Origin of the sequence: Nocardioides luti (assembly GCF_014212315.1) — a bacterium.
Classification (GTDB): Bacteria; Actinomycetota; Actinomycetes; order Propionibacteriales; family Nocardioidaceae; genus Nocardioides; species Nocardioides luti.
In genome coordinates, this window is record NZ_JACKXE010000001.1 from 2249254 (window position 1) to 2270552 (window position 21299).

At 69.2% G+C, this 21299-nt stretch carries 18 protein-coding genes; 2 read left to right on the forward strand and 16 right to left on the reverse strand.

From position 1 onward, the window contains the following. Positions 1 to 32: 32 nt before the first annotated feature. From araA to H5V45_RS10720, 4 genes are all read right to left on the reverse strand, one after another. A complete protein-coding gene (araA, locus tag H5V45_RS10705) occupies positions 33 to 1532 on the reverse strand; it encodes an L-arabinose isomerase (protein WP_185252915.1) in 1500 nt (499 codons plus the stop codon). Continuing rightward, the gene (locus tag H5V45_RS10710) at positions 1529 to 2212 is read right to left on the reverse strand and encodes an L-ribulose-5-phosphate 4-epimerase (protein ID WP_185252916.1); all 684 of its coding nucleotides are present in this window, start codon (positions 2210 to 2212) and stop codon (positions 1529 to 1531) included. Before H5V45_RS10710 ends, araA begins: the two co-directional genes overlap by 4 nt. Further along, complete coding sequence (gene araB, locus H5V45_RS10715) at positions 2209 to 3876, reverse strand: ribulokinase (protein ID WP_246415892.1); 1668 nt, start codon at positions 3874 to 3876, stop codon at positions 2209 to 2211. Before araB ends, H5V45_RS10710 begins: the two co-directional genes overlap by 4 nt. Positions 3877 to 4029: 153 nt before the next feature. Beyond that, positions 4030 to 5055, reverse strand: a complete 1026-nt coding sequence (locus tag H5V45_RS10720) for a LacI family DNA-binding transcriptional regulator (protein WP_185252918.1) — start codon at positions 5053 to 5055, stop codon at positions 4030 to 4032. Between the two features lie 217 nt (positions 5056 to 5272). Between H5V45_RS10720 and H5V45_RS10725 the strand changes: the two genes are divergently transcribed. Beyond that, positions 5273 to 6223, forward strand: a complete 951-nt coding sequence (locus H5V45_RS10725; protein ID WP_221633980.1) for a glycoside hydrolase family 43 protein — start codon at positions 5273 to 5275, stop codon at positions 6221 to 6223. Here the strand turns inward: H5V45_RS10725 and H5V45_RS10730 are convergent. After that, positions 6220 to 8466, reverse strand: a complete 2247-nt coding sequence (locus H5V45_RS10730) for an MMPL family transporter (protein ID WP_185252919.1) — start codon at positions 8464 to 8466, stop codon at positions 6220 to 6222. The two genes, H5V45_RS10725 and H5V45_RS10730, sit on opposite strands and share 4 nt — an antisense overlap. Before the next feature lie 112 nt (positions 8467 to 8578). Between H5V45_RS10730 and H5V45_RS10735 the strand changes: the two genes are divergently transcribed. Next, positions 8579 to 9193, forward strand: coding sequence for a TetR/AcrR family transcriptional regulator (locus H5V45_RS10735; RefSeq protein ID WP_185252920.1), 615 nt, complete (start codon positions 8579 to 8581; stop codon positions 9191 to 9193). A 415-nt stretch (positions 9194 to 9608) separates the two neighbouring features. Here the strand turns inward: H5V45_RS10735 and H5V45_RS10740 are convergent, their stop codons facing one another. The 11 genes from H5V45_RS10740 to H5V45_RS10790 all read right to left on the reverse strand — a co-directional run bounded on the left by H5V45_RS10740 (position 9609) and on the right by H5V45_RS10790 (position 21217). Then, complete coding sequence (locus tag H5V45_RS10740; protein WP_185252921.1) at positions 9609 to 9980, reverse strand: nuclear transport factor 2 family protein; 372 nt, start codon at positions 9978 to 9980, stop codon at positions 9609 to 9611. Between the two features lie 232 nt (positions 9981 to 10212). Beyond that, positions 10213 to 11070, reverse strand: a complete 858-nt coding sequence (locus H5V45_RS10745; protein ID WP_425491462.1) for a 3-hydroxybutyryl-CoA dehydrogenase — start codon at positions 11068 to 11070, stop codon at positions 10213 to 10215. Positions 11071 to 11075: 5 nt separating this feature from the next. Beyond that, complete coding sequence (locus tag H5V45_RS10750; protein WP_185252923.1) at positions 11076 to 12266, reverse strand: acyl-CoA dehydrogenase family protein; 1191 nt, start codon at positions 12264 to 12266, stop codon at positions 11076 to 11078. Then, positions 12263 to 13405, reverse strand: a complete 1143-nt coding sequence (locus H5V45_RS10755; protein WP_185252924.1) for a CaiB/BaiF CoA transferase family protein — start codon at positions 13403 to 13405, stop codon at positions 12263 to 12265. Before H5V45_RS10755 ends, H5V45_RS10750 begins: the two co-directional genes overlap by 4 nt. 178 nt (positions 13406 to 13583) lie before the next feature. Continuing rightward, positions 13584 to 14720 (reverse strand): sugar ABC transporter substrate-binding protein, encoded by a 1137-nt coding sequence (locus H5V45_RS10760; RefSeq protein ID WP_185252925.1) that lies wholly within the window; start codon positions 14718 to 14720, stop codon positions 13584 to 13586. An 89-nt stretch (positions 14721 to 14809) separates the two neighbouring features. Beyond that, positions 14810 to 15829 (reverse strand): ABC transporter permease, encoded by a 1020-nt coding sequence (locus H5V45_RS10765; RefSeq protein WP_185252926.1) that lies wholly within the window; start codon positions 15827 to 15829, stop codon positions 14810 to 14812. Beyond that, positions 15826 to 17352 (reverse strand): sugar ABC transporter ATP-binding protein, encoded by a 1527-nt coding sequence (locus H5V45_RS10770; protein ID WP_185252927.1) that lies wholly within the window; start codon positions 17350 to 17352, stop codon positions 15826 to 15828. The genes H5V45_RS10765 and H5V45_RS10770 overlap by 4 nt, the downstream gene beginning before the upstream one ends. Beyond that, complete coding sequence (locus H5V45_RS10775; RefSeq protein WP_185252928.1) at positions 17349 to 17957, reverse strand: amino acid synthesis family protein; 609 nt, start codon at positions 17955 to 17957, stop codon at positions 17349 to 17351. Before H5V45_RS10775 ends, H5V45_RS10770 begins: the two co-directional genes overlap by 4 nt. A 376-nt stretch (positions 17958 to 18333) precedes the next feature. Continuing rightward, positions 18334 to 19032 (reverse strand): GntR family transcriptional regulator, encoded by a 699-nt coding sequence (locus tag H5V45_RS10780; RefSeq protein ID WP_221633981.1) that lies wholly within the window; start codon positions 19030 to 19032, stop codon positions 18334 to 18336. A 56-nt stretch (positions 19033 to 19088) separates the two neighbouring features. Beyond that, positions 19089 to 20690 carry a bifunctional 3-(3-hydroxy-phenyl)propionate/3-hydroxycinnamic acid hydroxylase gene (locus H5V45_RS10785; RefSeq protein WP_185252929.1) on the reverse strand — a complete coding sequence of 534 codons (1602 nt, stop codon included), beginning with the start codon at positions 20688 to 20690 and terminating at the stop codon, positions 19089 to 19091. Continuing rightward, entirely contained in the window at positions 20687 to 21217 is a 531-nt protein-coding gene (locus H5V45_RS10790; RefSeq protein ID WP_185252930.1) for a VOC family protein, read from the reverse strand. The genes H5V45_RS10785 and H5V45_RS10790 overlap by 4 nt, the downstream gene beginning before the upstream one ends. Positions 21218 to 21299 lie beyond the last annotated feature (82 nt).

Consider the following 21299-nt stretch of genomic DNA (forward strand, 5'->3'; position numbering starts at 1 on the left):
GGAGGTCCCGAACCCTGCGGCCAGGCCATTCATCAGAAGCCCTGGGCCAGTCGGTGGTAGGCGGCACCCCAGCGCAGCTCCTGGGCGAGCCTGCGGGTGGTGGTGTCGCCGTCGATCAGGACCAGCTCGGTCCCGGTCATGTCCGCGAGGTCGTCGAGGTGCTCGCGGTCGAGTGCGGTCGTGAGGACCGTGTGGTGCGGTCCGCCGGCCATCAGCCACGACTCGGTCGAGGTCCGCAGGTTCGGCAGCGGCCGCCACACGGCGTGGGCGACGGGCAGCTTCGGCAGCGGGGCGTCGGGGGCGACGACCTCGACCTCGTTGGCCACGAAGCGGAAGCGGTCGCCGAGGTCGGCGAGGCCGAGGACGACCGCGGGCGCGGGAGCGGCGCTGAAGACCAGGCGGACCGGGTCCTCGCGGCCGCCGATGCCCAGCGGGTGCACCTCGAGGCTCGGCCTCCCCTCCGCGATGGACGGGCAGACCTCGAGCATGTGCGCGCCGAGGATCTTCTCCTCGCCCGGCACCAGGTGGTAGGTGTAGTCCTCCATGAAGGACGTCCCGCCCGGCAGGCCCTCGGCGGTGACCTTCAGCGTCCGCAGCATGAGCGCGGTCTTCCAGTCGCCCTCGCCGCCGAAGCCGTAGCCGTCGGCCATCAGCCGCTGCACGGCCAGGCCGGGCAGCTGGCGCAGGCCGCCGAGGTCCTCGAAGTTCGTCGTGAAGGCGCCGAAGTCGCCCTCCTCCAGGAAGGTGCGCAGGCCGGCCTCGAGCCGTGCGCCGTAGCGCAGCGACTCGTGCCGCTCGCCGCCGGGCAGCAGCTCCGCGGCGACGTCGTAGCTGTCGGCGTACTCCGCCACGAGCGTGTCGATCGCGTCGTCCCCGACGCGGTCCACGACCTCGACGAGGTCGTTGACACCCCAGGTGTTGACCGAGGCGCCGAAGCGGCGCTCGGCCTCGACCTTGTCACCCTCGGTGACCGCGACGTTGCGCATGTTGTCGCCGAACCGGGCGACCCGCATCGAGGCCATGGCGGCGCGGCCACGGGCGGCGCGCGTCCAGGCGCCGACGCGGCGCGAGACCACCGGGTCGGAGACGTGGCCGGACACCGTCTTGCGGGAGATCCCCAGACGGGTCTGCACGGCCGCGAACTCGCGGTCGCCGTGCGCGGCCTGGTTGAGGTTCATGAAGTCCATGTCGATCTCGGACCACGGGAGCGCCTCGTTGGCCTGCGTGTGCAGGTGCAGCAGCGGCTTGCCCAGCGCCTGCAGCCCGGAGATCCACATCTTCGCGGGGCTGAAGGTGTGCATCCAGGCGATCACGCCGATGCAGGAGTCGTCCGCGGTGGCGTCGAGCAGGGCACGCCGGATCGCGGTCGCGTCGGTGAGGACCGGCTTGAGCACGATCGGGACGGCGGCGTCGCCACCCTCGACGAGGCCGCGCACGACCTCGCCCGCCTGGCTCGCCACCTGGTCGAGGACCTCGGGTCCGTAGAGGTGCTGGCTCCCGGTGAGGAACCAGATCTGCTGCGCGGTGCTCACAGGGTGTCTCCTGAGGTGGCGAGGGCCTGCTGGCCGTAGACGTTCTGGTAGCGGTCGTAGAGGGCGTCGATGTCGGCGGACGACATCGCGACGGGCTCGGCGAGCTGGCGGGAGAGGTGGACCGTGCGGGCGACGTCCTCGACCATCACGGCGGCCTTGACGGCGGCGCGAGCGTCACGGCCGATCGTGAAGGGACCGTGGTTGGCCATCAGCACCGCCGGCGAGCGGCTGTCGCGCAGGGTCTCGACGATCCCCCGGCCGATCGAGTCGTCGCCGATCAGCGCGAAGGGGCCGACCGGGATGTCGCCGCCGAACTCGTCGGCGATCATCGTCAGCACGCAGGGGATCGGCTCGCGCCGGGCGGCCCAGGCGGTGGCGTACGTCGAGTGCGTGTGGACCACGCCGCCGACCTCGGGCAGGTGGCGGTAGACGTAGGCGTGGGCGGCGGTGTCGCTGCTCGGTGCGCGGGTGCCCTCGACCAGGTTGCCGTCGAGGTCGCACACGACCATGGCCTCGGGGGACAGCTCGTCGTACGAGACGCCCGAGGGCTTGATGACGAAGAGCTCCTCTCCCGGGACCCGGGCGGAGACGTTGCCGGCCGTCCACACGACCAGGTCGTAGCGCGTCAGCTCGCGGTGCAGCTCGGCGACCTCGGCGCGGACCGCGTCCAGCGTGCTCACTGCGCGGCCCCCGACAGGACCTCGCGACGGCGGGCGCGCAGGCGCCGCATCAGGGCGTCGGTCCGGCCGAAGTGGTCGTGCAGGCGGGTGTACTCGGCGAAGAGGTCGTCGTAGAGGCGGACGTTGTCGGGGTCCGGGACGAACGAGTGGTGGTCGACGCCGCCCATCGCGGCCGCGGCCGCGTGGATGTCGGGGTAGCAGCCGGCGGCCACCGCCGCGTGGATCGCGGAGCCGAGCGCCGGACCCTGCTGCGAGCGGATCGTCGAGATCGGCATCCCGAGCACGTCGGCGTAGACCTGCATGAGGAAGGAGTTGCCCGCCAGGCCGCCGGCGACCACGAACTCCGAGACCGGGAGGCCGGAGGCCCGGAAGGTCTCGACGATCGTGCGGGTGCCGAAGGCCGTCGCCTCGATCAGCGCGCGGTAGATCTCCTCGGGCCGGGTGGCCAGTGTGAGCCCGAGCACCAGGCCGCTGAGCTCGTGGTCGACGAGCACCGAGCGGTTGCCCGAGTGCCAGTCGAGGGCGACCAGGCCGTGCTCGCCGACCTGCTGGCGCGCGGCGCGCTCGCTGAGCACGTCGTGCAGGCTGACGCCCTCGCGCGCGGCGACGTCGTGGTACTCCGGCGGGACGGCCGAGGTGACGAACCAGTTGAAGATGTCGCCGACGCCCGACTGGCCGGCCTCGTAGCCCCACAGGCCGGCGGTGATGCCGCCGTCGACGACCCCGCACATGCCGGGGACGTCGCGCAGGACGTCGGCGTTCATGACGTGGCACGTCGAGGTGCCCATGATCGCGAGCATCTGGCCGGGCGCGGTCGCCTGGGCGGCCGGCGCGGTGACGTGGGCGTCGACGTTGCCGACGGCCACCGCGATGCCCTCGGGGAGGCCGGTCCAGGCCGCGGCCTCGGCGGTCAGGTGACCGGCGACGGCGGCGAGCTCGCCGACCTCCTGGTCGAGCTTGTCACCGACGAAGCCGGCGAAGGCGGGGTTCAGCTCGGCGAGGAACTCGCGACCGGGGTAGCTGCCCTCCTGGTAGATCCCCTTGTAGCCGGCGCTGCACGCGTTGCGCACGTAGCTCCCGCACAGCTGCCACACGATCCAGTCGGCGGCCTCGACCCATCGGTCCATGGTCGCGTAGACGGCCGGTGCTTCCTCCAGCACCTGCAGCGCCTTCGCGAACTCCCACTCCGAGGAGATGAGGCCGCCGTACCGGGGGAGCCACGGCTCGCCGCGCTTGGCCGCCAGGGCGGTGATCCGGTCGGCCTGGCCCTGCGCCGCGTGGTGCTTCCACAGCTTGACGTAGGCGTGCGGCTCGTCGGCCAGCCCGGGCAGCTCGCACAGCGGCGTCCCGTCCGCCGTGGTCGGGACCATCGTGCAGGCGGTGAAGTCGGTGGCGACGGCGACCACGTCGGCCGGGTCGATGCCGGCGCGGCGGACCGCCTCGGGGACGGCGGTGCGCAGCACGGAGACGTAGTCGGCCGGGACCTGCAGCGCCCAGTCCGCCCCGAGCCGACGGCCCGAGGGGAGCGCCTCGCTGAGGACCGCGTGCTCGTAGTCGTGGGTCGCCGTGCCGAGCTCGGCGCCGTCCGCGACCCGCACCACCACGGCGCGGCCGGACAGGGTGCCGAAGTCGACACCCACGACGTACTGACCGACAACGCTCAACGCCGTGCCCCTCATCCTGTGACCGCCCTCACGAATGTGAGCGCTAACGTGAAGTGTTAGCGGTCACATCGGATCTGTCAAGACCGGTCTACCCGGCCCCGGGCGATGGGCTCAGCCGGCCGCCCGAGGGGGCGACGCGACCTCCCGGTCGGCTCAGCCGGCCGGGACGGCGCGCCGGGGCGCCGTGGACGCGCGGACGACGAGCGAGGTCGGCACGGGCCGGAAGACGCTGGGCTCCGAGCCGTGGACCAGCTCGGTCACCATCGCCACCGCCCGCCGGCCCAGCTCCCCGAAGTCCTGACGGACCGTCGTGAGCGGCGGCTGGAAGAAGGGCGCCTCGGGCAGGTCGTCGAAGCCGACGACGCTGACGTCGCCCGGCACCGAGCGGCCGGCGTCGGCCAGGGCCGCGACCAGCCCGAGCGCCATCTGGTCGTTGGCCGCGAAGACGGCCGTGACGTCGGGCTCGCGGGCCAGGGCGCGCCCGGCAGCGTGCCCGCTGCGTGCCGACCAGTCCCCCGCCCAGCGCAGCGGCGGCACGGGACGCCCCTGCGCCAGCAGCTCCTCGCGCCATCCCCGGACCCGGGCACCGGACTCGGTCCAGTCCGTCGGCCCGGCCACGTGCACCACGGTCTCGTGCCCGAGCTCGAGCAGGTGCCGGGTCGCGAGGCGGGCGCCCTCCTCGTTGTCGATCGTCACGCAGGAGGTGTCCGTGCGGCCGCCGCCCTCGAGGACCACGACCGGGACGTCGAGCCGCTCGGAGCCCGCCACCCGCACGGCCGTCTCGTGGGGCACCAGCACCAGGACGGCCTCGACGCCGTGCTGCAGCAGCTCGTGCAGCCGGACCCGGATCGCCTCCTCGGTGATCTCGTGGACCGTGCGCACGACCAGGTCGAAGCCTGCGGCCCCGGCCGCCAGGTCGACCGCGAGCAGCGTCTGCTGCGGGCCGAACTGGCCCGAGGCCCAGACCACGACGCCGATCAGGCCCGAGCGGCGCGAGGCCAGCAGCCGGGCGGACAGGTTGCGGCGGTAGCCCAGCTCCTCGATCGCCGCACGGACGCGCTGCTCGGTGGCGGGACGGACACCGGCCATCTCGTTGATCACGCGCGACACGGTCTGGTGGGAGACCCGGGCCCGCAGGGCGACGTCGGCCATGGTGGGCTGGCGACCGCGATCAGGCATGGCGCGATGATAGGGCCGCGCCTGGCCGTGTCCCTACGATTCAGCGGCGCCGTACGACCCGATCCCCCACGGGGAACAGGGTGTTCCTCGGCTTCGCCGGCGACCGCGGCCCGCGCCGAGGTGATGGCAGGCATCCAGCCGATCGCCTTCCCGACCGGCGCACGCTCCCCCTAGCGTGCGAGGCCCGCCCACCGACCCGTCGAGGAGGAGTCCCGTCGTGCTCCTGAGCCAGATCCGCATGCGTGACCCGTTCGTCCTGGCCGTGCCCTCGGGAGGGTTCGTGCTCTTCGGCACGACGGACGAGAACCTGTGGGGAGGGCCGGCGACCGGGTTCGACTGCTGGACGAGCGACGACCTCGTGACCTGGGACGGCCCCTTCCCCGCCTTCCGGCCCCCGGCCGGCTTCTGGGCGGACACCCAGTTCTGGGCCCCCGAGGTCGTCGCACACGGTGGTCGGTACGTCATGCTCGCGACGTTCGCGAGCACCGACCCCGCCGCCGGCCCGCGCGGGGTCCAGGTGCTCGTGTCGGACCAGCCCACCGGACCGTTCCTCCCCTGGAGCGAGGGACCCGTGACGCCTCGGGACGTGCCCTGCCTGGACGGCACGCTCTTCGTCGACGACGACGGCGTCCCGTGGCTCGTCTACAGCCGGGGAGCCGAGGGCGCACCGGGCGGCCCGCCCGGGATCACGGACGGCGAGATGTACGCCCTGCGCCTGGCCGACGACCTCGCCGCGCCCGCCGGCTCGCCCGTGCTGCTGTTCCGGGCGTCGGCCGCCGCGTGGAGCAAGCCGCTGTGGTTCCCCGAGGGCGTCGAGCCCCCGGAGCAGCTCAACCTGGGCAAGGACCCGCTCTTCACCGACGGCCCCTGCCTCCTCCGCACGGAGGGCGGCGCCCTGCACATGCTCTGGTCCAGCTTCGGCGAGGAGGGCTACGCCATCGGGGTCGCCACCTCGCCCGACGGGGAGGTCACCGGGCCGTGGCACCAGCGCGACGAGCCCCTGTGGGCCCGCAACGGCGGCCACGGCATGGTCTTCACCGACCCGGCCGGCGGCCGGCACCTGGTCTTCCACTGGCCCAACGACACCCCGCACGAGCGGGTCGTGATGGTCGACGTCGAGGTCTCCGACGACGGCGTGCGGCTGCTGGGCGACCCGACGGGCGCCTAGACCCCCGCCCGGACCCCCGCCCGGACCGCGTCCCGCTCGGCCGCGAGCCGGCGCAGCAGCGACTCGCCCTCGATGTCGAGGTCGGGGGTGATCCGCTCGAACCAGCGCGGCATCCACCAGATCCGCTCGCCGACGATCAGCATCAGCGCCGGGACGATCAGCATCCGCACCAGGAACGCGTCCGCCAGGACACCGACGGTCAGCGCGAAGCCGATGGTCTTGATGATGACGTCGTCGGTCAGCGCGAAGCCCGCGAAGACGCCCATCATGATCACGGCGGCCGCGGTCACGACCCGGGCGCTGTGCTGGAAGCCCTCGAGCACGGCCTCGCGCGCCGGCCGGCCGTGCACGTGCGCCTCGCGCATCCGGGTGACGAGGAAGACCTCGTAGTCCATGGCCAGGCCGAACAGGATGCCGGTCAGCAGCAGCGGCAGGATGAAGACGACCGGGGAGGTGACGTCCAGCCCCAGCAGGCCGTTCAGCCAGCCCCACTGGAAGACCGCCACGGTCGCGCCCAGCGAGACCCCCAGCGAGATCACGAAGCCGAGCGCCGCCTTGACCGGCACCCACAGCGAGCGGAACACCGCGATGAGCAGGAAGATCGCGAGGCCGACCACGATGACGAGGTAGAGCGGGAAGACGTCGAGCAGCTTCTGCGAGATGTCCACCCCGACCGCGGTCTGGCCGGTGACCAGCGCCCGGGCGCCGGTCTCGGCGGGCAGGTCCGAGAGCCGGGTGCGGATCGTCTCGACCAGGTCCTTGGTCGCGGCGTCGGACGGTCCGCTCACGGGGACCACCGTGACGGTGGCGTACTGCACCGCCTGCAGCTGTCCCGCCAGCGCCTTCTCGGCGGCGGCGTCCCCCGGCGTGGCAGGAGGTACGACGGCAGCCACGCCGGACCGGATGGTGCCGAGCTCGGCGACGACCGCGTCCACCGCGCCGGCGGGGTCGGCGGCGCCCCGGGTGTCCACGACCACGACGAGCGGCCCGTTGGAGCCGGCCCCGAAGCTGTCGGAGATCGCGTCGAAGGCGACCCGGGCGTCGCTGCCCGCGGTCGCGGTGCCGTTGTCGGGGAGCGCCAGCTCCATCTTCGTGACCGGCAGCGACACGACGGCGGCGAACAGCAGCCCGCCGACCAGCATCGGCACCTTGAACCGGGCGACCAGCTCGACCCAGCGCCGGCCCGCCGTGCGCCGGTCGTCGCTCTCGGGGTCGCGCTGCCTGAGGAACCTCAGCCGTCCTCCGGCCACACGTGCACCGGTGAAGCCGAGGAGCGCCGGCAGGAGGGTGAGCGCGATCAGCACCGCGATGACGACGGTGAAGGCACCGCCGAGGCCCATCTGGGTGAGGAAGCTGATGCCGGTGACCGAGAGCCCCGCCAGGGCGATGACGACGGTGAGCCCGGCGAAGACGACGGCGGAGCCGGCCGTCCCCACGGCGACGCCGGCCGCCTCGGCGAGCGGCCGTCCGCGGGCGACCTCGCTGCGGTAGCGCGACATGATGAACAGGGCGTAGTCGATCCCCACGGCCAGCCCGAGCATCGAGCCCAGGGCGGGCGTCACCGAGCTCAGCGAGACGAAGCCGCTCAGCGTCGTGATGCCGGTGATGCCGATGCCGACGCCCAGGATGGCCGTGAGCAGCGGCATCCCGGCCGCGACCAGCGAGCCGAAGGTGATCGCCAGCACCAGCAGCGCCACGACGACGCCGATGATCTCGGCGGTCGGCGGCGCGGTCTCGACGGGCAGCGCGTCACCACCGACGGCGACCTGGAGTCCGCTGCCCTCGGCGGCGGTGCGGACGCCCTCGAGCGCGTCGACGTCACCGGACGTCAGCTCGACCGACGGCCTGGCGTAGGTGACCACGGCGTACGCCACGGTGCCGTCGGGCGACACGGTGCCGGTCGTGAACGGGTCGGTCACGGACACGACGTCCGCGGTCCGGACGCCGGCGAGGGCGGCGGCGACCGCCTTCCGGTTCGGCGCGCTCGTGAGCTGTTCCCCGTCCGGCGCCTCGAAGACGACCTGCGCCGTCGCGCCGTCGGTCGTCGCCTGCGGCGTGCGCGCCTTGATGAGGTCGAAGGCCTGCGTCGACTCGACCCCCTTCAGGTCGAAGGTGTCCTTGGTCGGGGCGGACAGGGTCGCTGCGCCCACCCCGCCGAGCAGCAGCAGTCCCACCCAGACCAGGGCGACCAGCCGTCGGTGCACGAAGGACCAGCGGCCGAGCCGGAAGAGGTGCCACGCCATGGAAGGGCCTTTCGCGAGGGGCCGGACGAGCCCCCCGTGGGCCGTCGACCACGACACTGTAGCCCGAAGTGGAAGTCACTTTCATATTGACAGCGACTGTTAGGGTCGTCACATGGGGTTGAGAGAGCGCCACGCCGCGCAGACGCGCGAGCTGATCCTGGGCACCGCGCTGACGCTGTTCACGGAGCAGGGCTACGAAGCCACGACCATGGAGGAGATCGCCGAGCGGGCCGACATCGGCACCTCGACGCTGTATCGCTACTTCCCCACCAAGGACCAGCTGGTCATCGAGCCGCTCGCGCTGCGCGGCCAGATGGCCGCCGAGGTGCGGGCCCGGCCGGCGGACGAGCCGCTCGACCTGGCCCTGGGCCACGCGCTGACCGCACTCCTGTCGACCCCGCGGCCCGACACCGAGCGGCTCGACCAGCTCGGCGCGATCATGGCGAGCACCCCGGTCGTCCAGGCCCGGCTCCGCGAGGAGTTCGAGAAGGAGCGGGTGATGCTCGGCCAGGCGATCGCCGAGCGCCTCGGCCGGCCCGAGGACGACCTGTTCTGCCTGATGACCGCCCGCTTCACCACGTCCGTGCTCGAGCTGGTCGGCAGCCGCGACTCGGCCGGCGCCGCGGCCGACAACCGGACCGCGATCCACGAGACCCTCGACTTCCTGCGCGACCTGCTCGGCCGGCTGCACGCCGAGCCCCCCGTGCTGCCGCGGCTGGGGGGCTGAGCCGTCCGGAAATGCACGAAGCCGCAGGTCCATGACCTGCGGCTTCCGTGTCTTGCGCGCCTGTAGGGATTCGAACCCCAAACCTTCTGATCCGTAGTCAGCATGGAGGCTTTCGTAACGATCCAGCGGAGTTCATGAGGGCCCCAGATCATGCTCCGATCGCGACCGGCGAGTCCTGCAGCGTCCACCACCCACCGCGTCGGTGCGACGGTGTCTGTTAGCAGACTGATAGCAGGCCGCCCCCTTGCCGCAGCTATCGCTCGGCTTCGCCGGAGAACCCGATCCCAGGTCAGATGCCGTTGCTGTCTCTGGGTTGCATGCGCGGTCCATTCGCCTGCCTCGGTGACGTCTAAGTCTCGAGCGCGTTGAACGCGGGCAGCGAGCCACCCCTCCAAGGACGACCACCGCTTGGGATCTACCGGAGGGAGGTGGACTGCCAGTTCACAACACACCACGAGCCGTCGACCTGAGACCACACGATCGTGAAGCGGTTGTGGAGATCGCGCCTCTCGCCCTTGATCTCAGCCTCCATGATCGCGATGCCGCTGAGGAGCGCCGTGCCATTGAAGGTCCGCACCGTCTCGTCCTCAACCCGGATGGAGAGATACCTGGTTGTGCCTCCACCGATGGACGAGAGGAGGTCCTTCTTCGTGTCGACCCGGGCCGTCGCGTGGATCCACGTCAGATCGTCGCTGAACAGCTCGCCCAAAAGGTCGACGTCGGCCGCCACCATGGCCTCACGACGTTTCGCGTCGAGCTCGCGGATGAGGGAAGCGGTGTCTGTCATCGTGCACTCCTGAACAATTGATGGGCGGTGCCTGGGCGCGTCGGGCGAAGTGCTGTCGGTACGTGCGGTGGGTCAGCAGTTCGTGCTGGATGAATGACTCAGGTGGAGTCGAGTTGATCTACAGGCAGAGCCACGTGGCTGGTCGGGCAACGCGGTCGGCCTACTCGGCAGGTCTGAACCGGACTATCGGGTCGTGCGCTTCGGCGAACGACCCGTCCGATCGCTGACGTAGTCACGAGTAGGTGTAGAACCCGCGTCCGCTCTTGCGGCCCAACAGCCCGGCGTCGACCATCCGGGCCAGCAGCGGTGGTGCTGCATAGAGGGGCTCCTTGAATTCCGCGTACAGGGACTCCGCCACCGCTCTCGTGGTGTCGAGCCCGATCAGGTCAGCCAAGGCGAGCGGGCCCTGCGGGTGCGCGGCGCCCTGGACCAGGCCTTGGTCGATGTCCTCGGCGGACGCGAAGCCAGACTCGAACATCCGGATCGCGGACAGGATGAACGGAATGAGCAGCGCGTTCACCACGAATCCAGCCCGGTCCTGGCAGTCGATGGCGTGCTTGTGCAGCGACTGCTCCACCCAGGCCCGCGAGCGTGCCGTGGTGTCCGCCGACGTCAGAAGCGACGGGACCAGCTCGACCAGCCCGAGCACCGGCACAGGATTGAAGAAGTGGATCCCGATCACATGGGCCGGGCGGGAGGTGGCGACACCTAATTTCATGATGGGGATTGAGGAGGTGTTACTGGCCAGGATCGCGTCGGGCGCTAGAACGATCGCGTCCAGCCGGCGGAACAGCTCAACCTTGGTTGCCTCGTCCTCGACGATCGCCTCGACAACCACGTCGCGGTCGGCCATCGCGCTCAGGTCGGTCTCGAACGTGATCCGGGAAAATACCTTGGCAGCGTTGCCGTGAGCCGGGTCGAGTCTGCCCTTGGCCTCGGCACGCTGGAGCGAATGCTCGAGACGCCCCCGCGCAGCCGTTGCTACCGCCTCCGTGGACTCCACGACCACTACGTCATGTCCGGCGCGGGCGCTGACCTCGGCGATTCCGGTCCCCATCAGGCCGGCACCGACGACGCCCACCTTGTGCACGGTGCTCATCGGAAGGCGGAATGGCCGGTCATGGCCTGCCCGACGATCAGGGTGTGCATCTCGACGGTGCCCTCGTAGGTCAGCACGGACTCCAGGTTGCTCATGTGCCGGATCACCGGATATTCCAGCGAGATCCCGTTGGCTCCGAGGATCGTGCGTGCGGTCCGGCAGATGTCCAGCGCTTCGCGCACGTTGTTGAGCTTGCCCAGGCTGACCTGCTCCGGGCGCAATGCCCCAGCGTCTTTGCGCCGGCCCAGGTGCAACGCCAACAACAGACCCTTCGTGTACTCCAGGTTCATGTCGACCAACTTGGCCTGCGTCAGCTGGAAAGCCGAGATCGGCTTGTCGAAAGCGATCCGGGTCCCGGCGTAGTCCAGCGAGGCCTCCAACGACGATCGGGCCGCCCCCAACGCACCCCAGACGATCCCGTACCGCGCCTCGTTCAAGCAGCTCAGCGGACCCCGCAGGCCCCGTACCTCCGGCAGCATCGCCGAATCCGGCAAGCGCACCGAGTCCATCACCAGCTCACTGGTCACCGAGGCCCGCAACGACTGCTTGTGATGAATCTCCGGGGCACTGAACCCTGATGTCGCAGTTGGTATGACGAACCCGCGAATCCCGTCCTCGGTCTGGGCCCAGACCACCGCCACGTCCGCGATCGTGCCGTTGGTGATCCACATCTTGCGACCATCCAGCACCCAGTCGCTGCCGTCCCGGCGGGCCCGGGTCCGCATGTTCGCCGGATCCGAACCCGCATCCGGCTCGGTCAACCCGAAACACCCGATCGCCTCGCCCGACGCCATCGCTGGCAACCACTCGTTCTTCTGCTCCTCGGAGCCGAACTTCCAGATCGCGAACATCGCCAACGACCCCTGCACCGAGACCATCGACCGAATCCCGGAGTCTGACGCCTCGAGCTCCAGGCATGCGATCCCGTACTCGGTCGCACTCATCCCGGCGCACCCGTAGCCCTCCAGATGCATGCCCAACAGCCCCAGGGAGCCGAACTGCTTGATCAACCCACGGATGTCATCAACCTGGCCGCGCTCGAACCAGTCCGCCACGTACGGATCCACATGCTCCACACACAACTGCCGCACCGACGACCGGACCGCCTTCTCGTCCTCGGTCAACAGGTCATCGATACCAGCAAGGTCCATCGGCTGGAGCCGGGGAGGCGTGGTGTCCATACTCATGAGGGGTTCTCCTTGGTGAGCCACTGACGGATGTCGTGGGTGTGTTCTCCGAGTCGCGGAGGGGCTGAGTACTGCGTGATCGGTGTGGCACTGAAGGTGATGGGGTTGCGCACCTGGGGTGGCGCCCCCGGGCCGACATCAACGGTCGGCTTCAGTCCGAGGCGCTCGGCAAGCGCGAAGGCATCGGAGATGGATCCGATCGCCCCAGCGGGAACACCGACGGCCGTGAGCCGGTCCACCCAATCGGTCACCGGCCCGGTCGCCAAGCGGCTCTCCAGGAGGGCGGCAAGCTCGAGCCGGTTCTGGACCCGGGCAGCATTGGTGGCGAAGAGCGCGTCGTCCGCCGCTTCGGGCACACCGAGGACTTCGGCCAGCTTGCGGAACTGCCCGTCGTTGCCGCAGCTGACGGCCAAGGAGCCGTCGGCCGCCGTCAGCGTTTCGTACGGAGCGATGGATGGATGTCGGTTGCCCATCTGGATGGGCGATTCGCCAGTGGCGAGGTACGCCGATGCCTGGTTCGCCAGTGAACCGAGCAGGCTGGACAGCAGGTTCACCTCCACCCGCTGGCCCCTGCCGGTGGACTCCCGGGTGCGAAGCGCTGCGAGAATGCCGACAACCGCATCCTTGGCAGTGAGGATGTCGACCAGCGCCACACCGACCTTGGTCGGTTGGCCGGGCTCGCCGGTGATGCTCATGAGCCCCCCGACCGCTTGTACCAGGAAGTCGTATCCCGCCAGATCGCGGCCGCGGTGGCTCCCGAAGCCGGTGATGGAGGCGTAGACGACGCCCGGGTTGCTCGCGCTGACCTGCTCGTAGGACAGACCCCGCCGCGCAAGGGCTCCGTCGCGGTAGTTCTCCAGCACGACATCGGCACGCCGAGCCAGCTCGATGGCCAGCGCCCGATCTGTCTCGTCTCCGAGGTCGAGCTCCACCGACTGCTTGCTCCGGTTGGCGCACTCGAAGTAGGAGCTGGAGTTGTCTGTCCACGGCGGACCCCAGTGCCGAGTGTCGTCACCGACCCCGGGGCGCTCCACCTTGATGACGGTGGCGCCGAGGTCGGCCAAGGTCACTCCGGCCAGAGGACCGGCGAGGACGCGGCTGAAGTCAGCCACGACCAAGCCGTGCAGTGGGGCGGTCATCGACCGCCGACCAGTGCGCTCAACGCGAGGGCAAGATGCGGAGCAACGACCATGGCCGTCGTACCGTCAGAGTTCCGGTGACGGGGTGGGCCGGGACAGGAGCTGTGGGCGGTGCCCACCACCCTGCCACCGGAGCTGGTGACGATAAGACGGAGCATGGTGTGTGGCCGGTCTTCGTTCAGTTGCCGGACTCGAGGAACGACGTCCAAGAACCTGCGAGGTCGTACTGCGGCTCCGTCGGGTCACCATCGGTGCCGATGTTTTCCGAGTCGATCAACTGCACCGGAGCAGCCATCGGAGGAACCTCGAGGCCGTTCATGGCGGCGATCGTCGCATAGACACCGATCCAGGCTGTCGCCTCGATGTTGGGGCCGGCGGCGACGAGGTTGGGGTTCTCGCGCATCAGGTCGATGACCCACTTGGAGTCCGCGAAGAGGCCCGTGACGTCGTCACGACCGACGCTCTTGAGGCCCTGCACGAAGGCCGGCGCCCAGTCAGCCTGCATGGTGAAGAAGTAGTGCGCGTCGGGGTGCTTGCGCAGGAGGCCTGCCACCTTCTGCACCGCGGCCGTACCGGCCTGGTCAGCCGGCGTCGCTTCAGTCTCTTCGACCACCTTGAAAGCCGCACCGCCCTTGGCGAGCTCGGCCTTGAAGGCCTCAACTTCGCCCGCGAGGCAGAAGAACTGGGCATTGGTCTGCACGATGACCTCGGCGCCTTCAGGGGAATCCGCCATCACCCAGTCGGCGAGGAGCTTGCCCTCGGCCTCACGAGTCTCCGGAACCTCCATGCTGACTCCGTCCGGCTTGGGCGTCTCGCAACCGAACACGGTGGTGAATGGCACATCCTGTGCCGCCGCTGCCTGCGCTGCCTCGGGAACCAGGGACGGTTCAGCAGCAGACATCACGATCGCCTTCGCGTTGGCGTTGAGTGCCGTGCGTACCGCCTTGTCCCAGCCAGCCGGGCTGCCCTGACCGTCCAGGACGTCGGCCTTGAGGCCGAGTGACTCGAAGGCTGCCTTCGAGATCATCCCGACGTCGTACGGCAGGGGCGCCGCGTTGAGGGCCGTGACGATGGAGACGAGTTCGCCCGTCGGGATGGGGCCAGCAGGAGCAGAAGGTGCGGTGAAGTCGGTGATGGGTTCGCGTGCGGCCTTGACAGCCGCGGTAGCGGCGTCGATCACGGCCTGGTCCACAGGGGCCCCTGCCGCTGCGTCGCTGCTTGCGGTGTCCGTCGAGGAACCGCAGGCGCTCAGAGTCAACGCAAGCAGGGTTCCCGCGGCGATTGCCGCCGCGGGCCGGAGGCGGGTCGGTGTCATGGCTTTTCCTTTCGAGCATTCTTGGTCACTTCTTGCGCGGGTGCGCTGAGCTCCGAGACGAGAGGCACTGCAGGGTGAAGCGTCGAGAATCAGCCCGACCGCTTGCGAGCGAGTTGAGACAGGAGAACGGCGGCGAGAAGCACCACCCCGTTGAAGAAGTTCGTCACCCAAGAGGCTGCGCCCATCAGCTGCAGCCCGGTGACGCCGACCGCGACCAGGAGGATCGCCAGAATCGTGCCGGGAACGCTGTAGGTACTGGACTTGCTCCCGGTCGCACCGAGGAAGGCGGCCGCGTATGCCGGCAGGAGGTACATCGGGCCCGACGTGGAGTCGCTGGTACCAGTCCGCGCAGCATCGAGCAGCCCGGCGAAGGCCGCCAGCACGCTGGCCACGAGCAGGGCGACCACCAGGGCCCGCGTCGTCCGCAGCCCGCTGAGGCGAGCGGCCACCCGATTCGCTCCGGTGGCACGCATGGTGCGGCCAAACGACGTGTAGTCGAGCACGACCCACAGCAATGCGGCGACCACCAGGGCGACCCACACCGACAGTGGAATGGTCAGTATCTGGTTGTTGCCGATGGACGTGAACGATTCGGGCGCGCCCGCAAAGATGGGCTGATTACCGTTCGAGACCAAGGTGGCCAACCCGATCAGTGCGGTCTGGACACCGATCGTGGCGATGAACGAGTTGACCTTCGCACCCACGATGAGCGCGACGTTGATCAGTCCTACCAGCGCACCCAGCACCAGCGATAAGAGCATGGCAGCGACCACCGAGACACCGTGGTCGATCATCATCTGCAGGGCTATGTACTGCGTGATTCCGAATGTGGCACCGAGGGAAAGGTCGAACTCGCCGACCACCAGTACCAGCACCGCGGCGAGGGCGAGAACCAGGCTGGGCGCTTGCCCGGCGATCAGGTCATGAAAGGTGGACCACTGCAAAAAGGTGTCTGGCAGCCTGATGGAGAAGAACACGATGGCCAAGATCAGGACCAGCAGCAGACCCCAGCGGTGCAAGAACTCGGCATAGTGAAGATGAGAAGCCCTCGCGTGAGCGACCGGCGTGGTGGCGGGTTCGGACGACGTGGCCGTGTCAAGGGAATTCATCGAGCTGCCTCCGGCTCTGAGGGGACACTGGTCTTCATGGATTCGGCGGCCACCCGGGCCTCCGTGATGTCTGCACCGGTGAGCTCGACGGCAGAACGGCCGCCACGGAAGACCACCACGCGGTCGCAGAGCTCAGCGATCTCCTCGGAGTCCGTGGAGGTGATGATCACGGAGGTTCCGGGTCCGACTGCATCGCGCAGGCGCTGGTGAATAGTGCGCCGAGCGCCGACATCCACTCCCGCGGTCGGCTCCTCGGCGACGAAGACCAGCGGGCCGCTGTTGAGCCACTTGGCCACCAACAGCTTCTGCTGGTTGCCCCCGCTCAACGATGACATGGGTACACGCGCGGACTTCGCGACCACTCCCCACTCGTCGATGACCGAGGAGGTCTCACGACCCTCAGAGCTGTGGCGGATCAACGGACGCGTGCCGTCAGCGCGCAGGTGGTAGTTCTCGACACACGTGAACGGCATGACGGCCGACTCGCGAACCCGGTCCCCGGCCAGGAAGACAACCTTGCTGTCGTGTGCTCGGCCGGGAGAGCGAGGGTCGTACGTCTCGCCGGCCAGAGTCATGCTGCCCCCGCGTGCGCGGTCGATGCCGGCGATGATCCGTCCGACCTCCTGATGCCCTGCACCTTCGAGGCCGACCAGTCCCAGGATCTCGCCGGCGCGAACCTCGATGGTGGCGTCCGAGAGGGCCCGCCCGGCAAGGTTCTGCAGAGACAGAATGCCCGCTGTGCCTGCGCGACGCGCGACAGCAGCCGGCCGTTCCGCCGGTTCCTCGCCGACGACAAACCGGACCAGGTCCGCGTGCGGCGTCGCGACCACGGATCCCTGTTCCGCGACCGAACCATTGCGCAGCACGACGAAATCGTCGGCAACGCGGACGATCTCGGAGAGGCGGTGCGTGACATAGATGATGGCGACGCCGCTCTCGCGGACACCCGCCACAGCGGCGAGCAGTCGGTCCACCTCGGGTGCGGGGAGCGAGGCGGTGGGCTCGTCGAGCACCACACAGCTGGCCTGCGTCGAGAGCGCCCGGGCAATGGCTACCAGCGAACGGTTCACCTGGGAGAGCCCGCTCACCTGCTCGGTGGCACTCAGTTGCAGGTCCCACTCGTCGAGAAGTTCCTGGGTCTGCCGGTGGAGTCTTGACCAGGAGATGAGGTACTTGCCACGAGTCGGGTAGCCGCGGTCGAACGCGATGTTCTCCGCCACGGTCATCGAGTCGATGAGGCCGAGGTCCTGGTGGATGAACGCAAGACCGGTCCGGACACCGGGCCCCGGCGTGATCGCGTTCCCGGCAACTTCCATGCTGCCGGAGTCCGGGCGCTCCACACCGGCGAGAAGCTTGATCAGGGTGGACTTGCCAGCGCCGTTGCGTCCGAGCAGTGCAAGTCCGCCGGCGGGCGGCACCTCGAGGCTGACGTCGCGAAGTGCAACGGTGGGCCCGTACGCCTTGGTCAGGTTGCGGACGACCAGTGCGGGCGCTCGGAGCGCCTCTGGCCGGGTGAGGCTCATCGCTGACCGTCGTGGTCGTGGATCGCATCGGCGCGGAGGCCACCGAGGCGCTCATGGATCCTGCCGCCGTCGGCCATGGCCAAGCCGAACACGATCTCGTCGGGTCGGGGTGCGTCCTGAACGCCGATCTCGGCCACGTTGAAGTGGCTGCGGACATACGCAGCGTGGATGTGGCCGATCGGGAACACCAGTCGGAAACCCGTGGCCGCGACCGCCTTGCTCGAAGGCACGATGGCTTTCGGCTCGCCCAGCACGTGGCGCATGGCCCAGCCACCGGCTTCGTGCCACACCGCGCCGTGCTCGAGTTCGCCCTCGGTGCCGACGATGGCGGCCTTGCCGTAGGCCTGGATCTGCTCAACCCCACCCAAGGCTGCGACCAGTTCGGTCGCCAGTTCCTCACCGAGAGCGCGGAGCGCGGACATGAACGGCGTCAGGTCCTGCTCGTAGCGCCCGGCATAGGGGTTCGCCACCACGGCGCAGACGGTGGCGACACGCAACGGAGTGGCTGCCACTGGTCCGTTCTCGTGCAGCACCGTCTCGATGCTGAGCACCCGCTTGCGGACGCGCACCGGACCGTCGGTTCCAGTGTTGCTGAGTGCACTCATCCTGGCGCCACCACCTGATCCCTCGAAGACAGCCCCACCGAAAGGTGGTGCTCGTCACGTCCTGCAGGATGCTGCCACACTTTTACGCACAAAACAACCGTTTCCGCACGAACGACGCCTAATGCACAACGCACTTGACCGTCGCCAGGCCCGGGGCCACGCCTGAGTGAACCGACGTACGCAATCGCCGGTCCGGGCAGTCACCTGCTTCCGCATCCTCGCCACCACTGATGGAGAGGGCCGACCCGCCGGCTCCTGACAGGTCTTGGGCGCGCCAGCCCGAGTCCGCACCCTGAGCGAGGGCGGGGCCACTCAGCTCAGCGACAGGGGAACTCCCCGGTCAGTGGACTGTCACGAGATTTCAGCCGGCGCACGCCTAGATAGCGTTTGACTCCAGCAGGACGCCCTGCTCGAAGAGGTCGGCGATGTTCGTCTGGGTCCGTGAGATGTGGGCGGTCAGCAGCCTGATCGCCTCGGGCTTGTCGCGCTGCATCGTTGCTTCCAGGATCGCCTTGTGCTCGTCCGACTTCGAACGGGTCTGGGAGCGATACTTGGCCGAGTAGCGCCGATAGCGCTCCGCCTGGTCGAAGAGGTTGGAGCAGATCCCCATCAGCCGCGGGGACGGCGTCCCCGAGAGCAAGGCCATGTGGAATTCTTTGTGGCGCGCACTCCACTCCGCATTCAGGACGAGGGGCCCTTCGGGGAAGCGGGCCTCGACCTTCTGCAAGCGGTGGAAGGCCGCCACGGAGCGAACCTCCCACTCGTCGTCACCGTGCTCCATGGCCTCTTCGAGTGCCTGCAGGTCGACGAACAGTCGAAGGCGGGTGATGTCGGCGAAGTCCTCGGCAGACATCCCGGCGACCCGAAAGCCCCGTCGCTGGTCGACAGCGACCAGGCCCTCCTGCGTGAGCCGGTTGAGCGCCTCGCGCAGAGGGCTACTGGAATAGCCGTACTGGGCGCGCAGCATGTCGACCTTCAGCTTCGTCCCGGGGCCGTGCACGCCGGACAGCAAGTCCTGGCGCAGCTGGTCCACCGCCTGGTCAACGAGCGGCTCCGGAACAGCGATGACGGTCACCCCCACATTCTATGCACAAATTGGTCCCGGTGGAGATGGACGTCGGGGCGGCCACTTCAATCGCCGCGCTTCGGCCGGCCACAGGTAGCCACCAGGTCGTCCAGCAGCGCCACCGCTTCAGCCGTGGAACTCGCCGTCGCGTAGATGTAGTGGTCCGGACGGGCGATCGCGATCGTGCTGCCCACGGCCTCCAGCCACCTGGTGAGCACGCCGTCGCACTCGATGAAGCTGCCCGGCTGCCCGGCTGCGGCTTCGGCGAGCGCGGTTTCCCCGATCCGGATCACAGACCCCCCGAGTGGCGCCACGGCGGTGCGCAACCGGTTCAGCTCCACCTCGGCTGCCGCCGCCACTACCACCCGGAAGCCAGGGCTCACGAGGTCGTCGAGGCGAACCGCGGCCTCGCCCCGCTGAACGAACGGCTGAGGAAGGACCTGACCGGCGCCGGGCGTGTCCCGGGCGATGAGCCCATCGACCAGAGGCGGCAGGAACTCAGTGCGATACGTAACCGGCACCTCACCCCCGTGCTCGGCGAACAGTTGCGCGTCCCTGGCTCGTGCAGCCGCTTCGTCCCGCTCCCCGATGACCCGGCCGAGCGAGATCGTGTACTGCGTCGTGGTGATGACGTGGGGGCGGCGCTCCAGCTGGTAGGTGTCCAGCAGGGTCTCGGGGGCTCCTCCGTCCAGCACGGAATTCAACTTCCAGGCCAGGTTCTGAACGTCGCGCATACCCGCCGCCATCCCTTGGGCACTGAACGGCGGGGTCATGTGCACCGCATCACCGGCCAGCAGGATGCGTCCACGACGCCACTCGTCGGCGACCAAGCCATGGAACAGGTACGCGGCCGCGCGCCAGAGACGCGCTTCGCCCGGCTTGACCCATCGATCCAGCCACGGCCAGACATCCTCGACATCGACGGGGCCGACGGGAAGCTCACCCGGCTCCAGGGAGATTTCCCAGCGCCGGTGTCGATCCACCAGGTTCACGAACGTGGCGGGGCGCTGAGGATCGCAGTACTGCACGTGCGTCTGGGGCAGCCGGGCCAGGACGTCGTCATCCTCGATGATGGCGTCCACGACCAGCCAGTTCTCGTGAAACTCCAGATCGGTCATGGTGATGCCCAAGTTCGTCCGAACCGGACTGCTACCCCCGTCACAGGCCACGAGGTAGTCGCCGCGGATGCGGCGGAGCGCTGCCGCATCCGGCTGCACCAGATCCACCCACACCCCGTTTGCGTCCTGACCGACCGCTGCAACAGTCGTCTCCAGCTCGACGCTCACCGAGGGCAGTTCAGCGATGCGGTCGCGCAGAGCAGTCTCGAAGGCGGGTTGGTTGAAGGCGAACATGGGGTCCCAGCCCAGCCGGTGCGGCGGCGGCGGGGAATCGAAACGTTTGATGACCTGACCGTCGACACCGTGATACACACTCGGACGATAGGGCGCCACGTGACCGTCCAGTCGCGAGGTCACGGTCAGCTCCTGAGCGATCCGCATGACCTCCTGGTCCATCCCGATGGCACGTGGCAGCGGGTATAGCGAGGGCTGCTTGTCCAGGACGGCGCAACGCACGCCGCGTTGTCCCAGCAGGCCGGCCAGGGCGGCCCCCGTGGGTCCCATCCCGACGATCAGGACCTGCACGTCGGGGCCGGTTTCGGTGCTCACGCCTCCGAGAACTTCCGCTGCCACTCCTCGACCGTCATGAAGCTGGGATCCCGGCGGCACATCGCTTCGGTCTCCATCCAGAGCTCTTCGTCAGGACGCGAGAGGTCGAGGGGATCAGCGTGAGGCTGGCTGACGTACCACGGGGTGTCGAGGTAGACCTCCACCGTGTTGTCCTCGATGTCGGAGAAGTAGATCGACAACGCGTTGCCGTGGTTGAGCGCGCGCAGAGCGGGCGCCTGGCGCGCCTGCGCCCGTCCCTGGATCTCGCGAAGCCCATCGAGGTTCTTGACCTTGAAAGAGATCTGCATGACCGTGCTGGGGTCGTTGGCTCCCCGACCCGACGCGAGGGCGAGCTGGTGGTGCTGATCGGGAACGCTGGACATGAAGGCGATCGTGAAGGGCATCGTGTGCCCCTGGCCGCGATCGGTCATGGTCATGCCGAAGACCTCGGAGTAGTACGCGACCATCGCGTCCAGATCACGACAGAACACCCCGAAGTGGGAGAGGACCGGCCTGGTTTCACTCATGCGCATGTGCTCCTTTCAGGGGCGTCGAGCTGTGGGGTAAGAGCGACGAACTCGCGAACGTCTGCATGGCAGGGGTCGGGGC

Coding starts and splice junctions, on each gene's coding strand:
- H5V45_RS10720 (WP_185252918.1), bottom strand. CDS start 5,055: ATGCCTGATCGCGGTCGCCAGCCCACCATGGCCGACGTCGCCCTGCGG.
- H5V45_RS10730 (WP_185252919.1), bottom strand. CDS start 8,466: ATGGCGTGGCACCTCTTCCGGCTCGGCCGCTGGTCCTTCGTGCACCGA.
- H5V45_RS10735 (WP_185252920.1), top strand. CDS start 8,579: ATGGGGTTGAGAGAGCGCCACGCCGCGCAGACGCGCGAGCTGATCCTG.
- H5V45_RS10740 (WP_185252921.1), bottom strand. CDS start 9,980: ATGACAGACACCGCTTCCCTCATCCGCGAGCTCGACGCGAAACGTCGT.
- H5V45_RS10750 (WP_185252923.1), bottom strand. CDS start 12,266: ATGAGTATGGACACCACGCCTCCCCGGCTCCAGCCGATGGACCTTGCT.
- H5V45_RS10755 (WP_185252924.1), bottom strand. CDS start 13,405: ATGACCGCCCCACTGCACGGCTTGGTCGTGGCTGACTTCAGCCGCGTC.
- H5V45_RS10760 (WP_185252925.1), bottom strand. CDS start 14,720: ATGACACCGACCCGCCTCCGGCCCGCGGCGGCAATCGCCGCGGGAACC.
- H5V45_RS10765 (WP_185252926.1), bottom strand. CDS start 15,829: ATGAATTCCCTTGACACGGCCACGTCGTCCGAACCCGCCACCACGCCG.
- H5V45_RS10770 (WP_185252927.1), bottom strand. CDS start 17,352: ATGAGCCTCACCCGGCCAGAGGCGCTCCGAGCGCCCGCACTGGTCGTC.
- H5V45_RS10775 (WP_185252928.1), bottom strand. CDS start 17,957: ATGAGTGCACTCAGCAACACTGGAACCGACGGTCCGGTGCGCGTCCGC.
- H5V45_RS10790 (WP_185252930.1), bottom strand. CDS start 21,217: ATGAGTGAAACCAGGCCGGTCCTCTCCCACTTCGGGGTGTTCTGTCGT.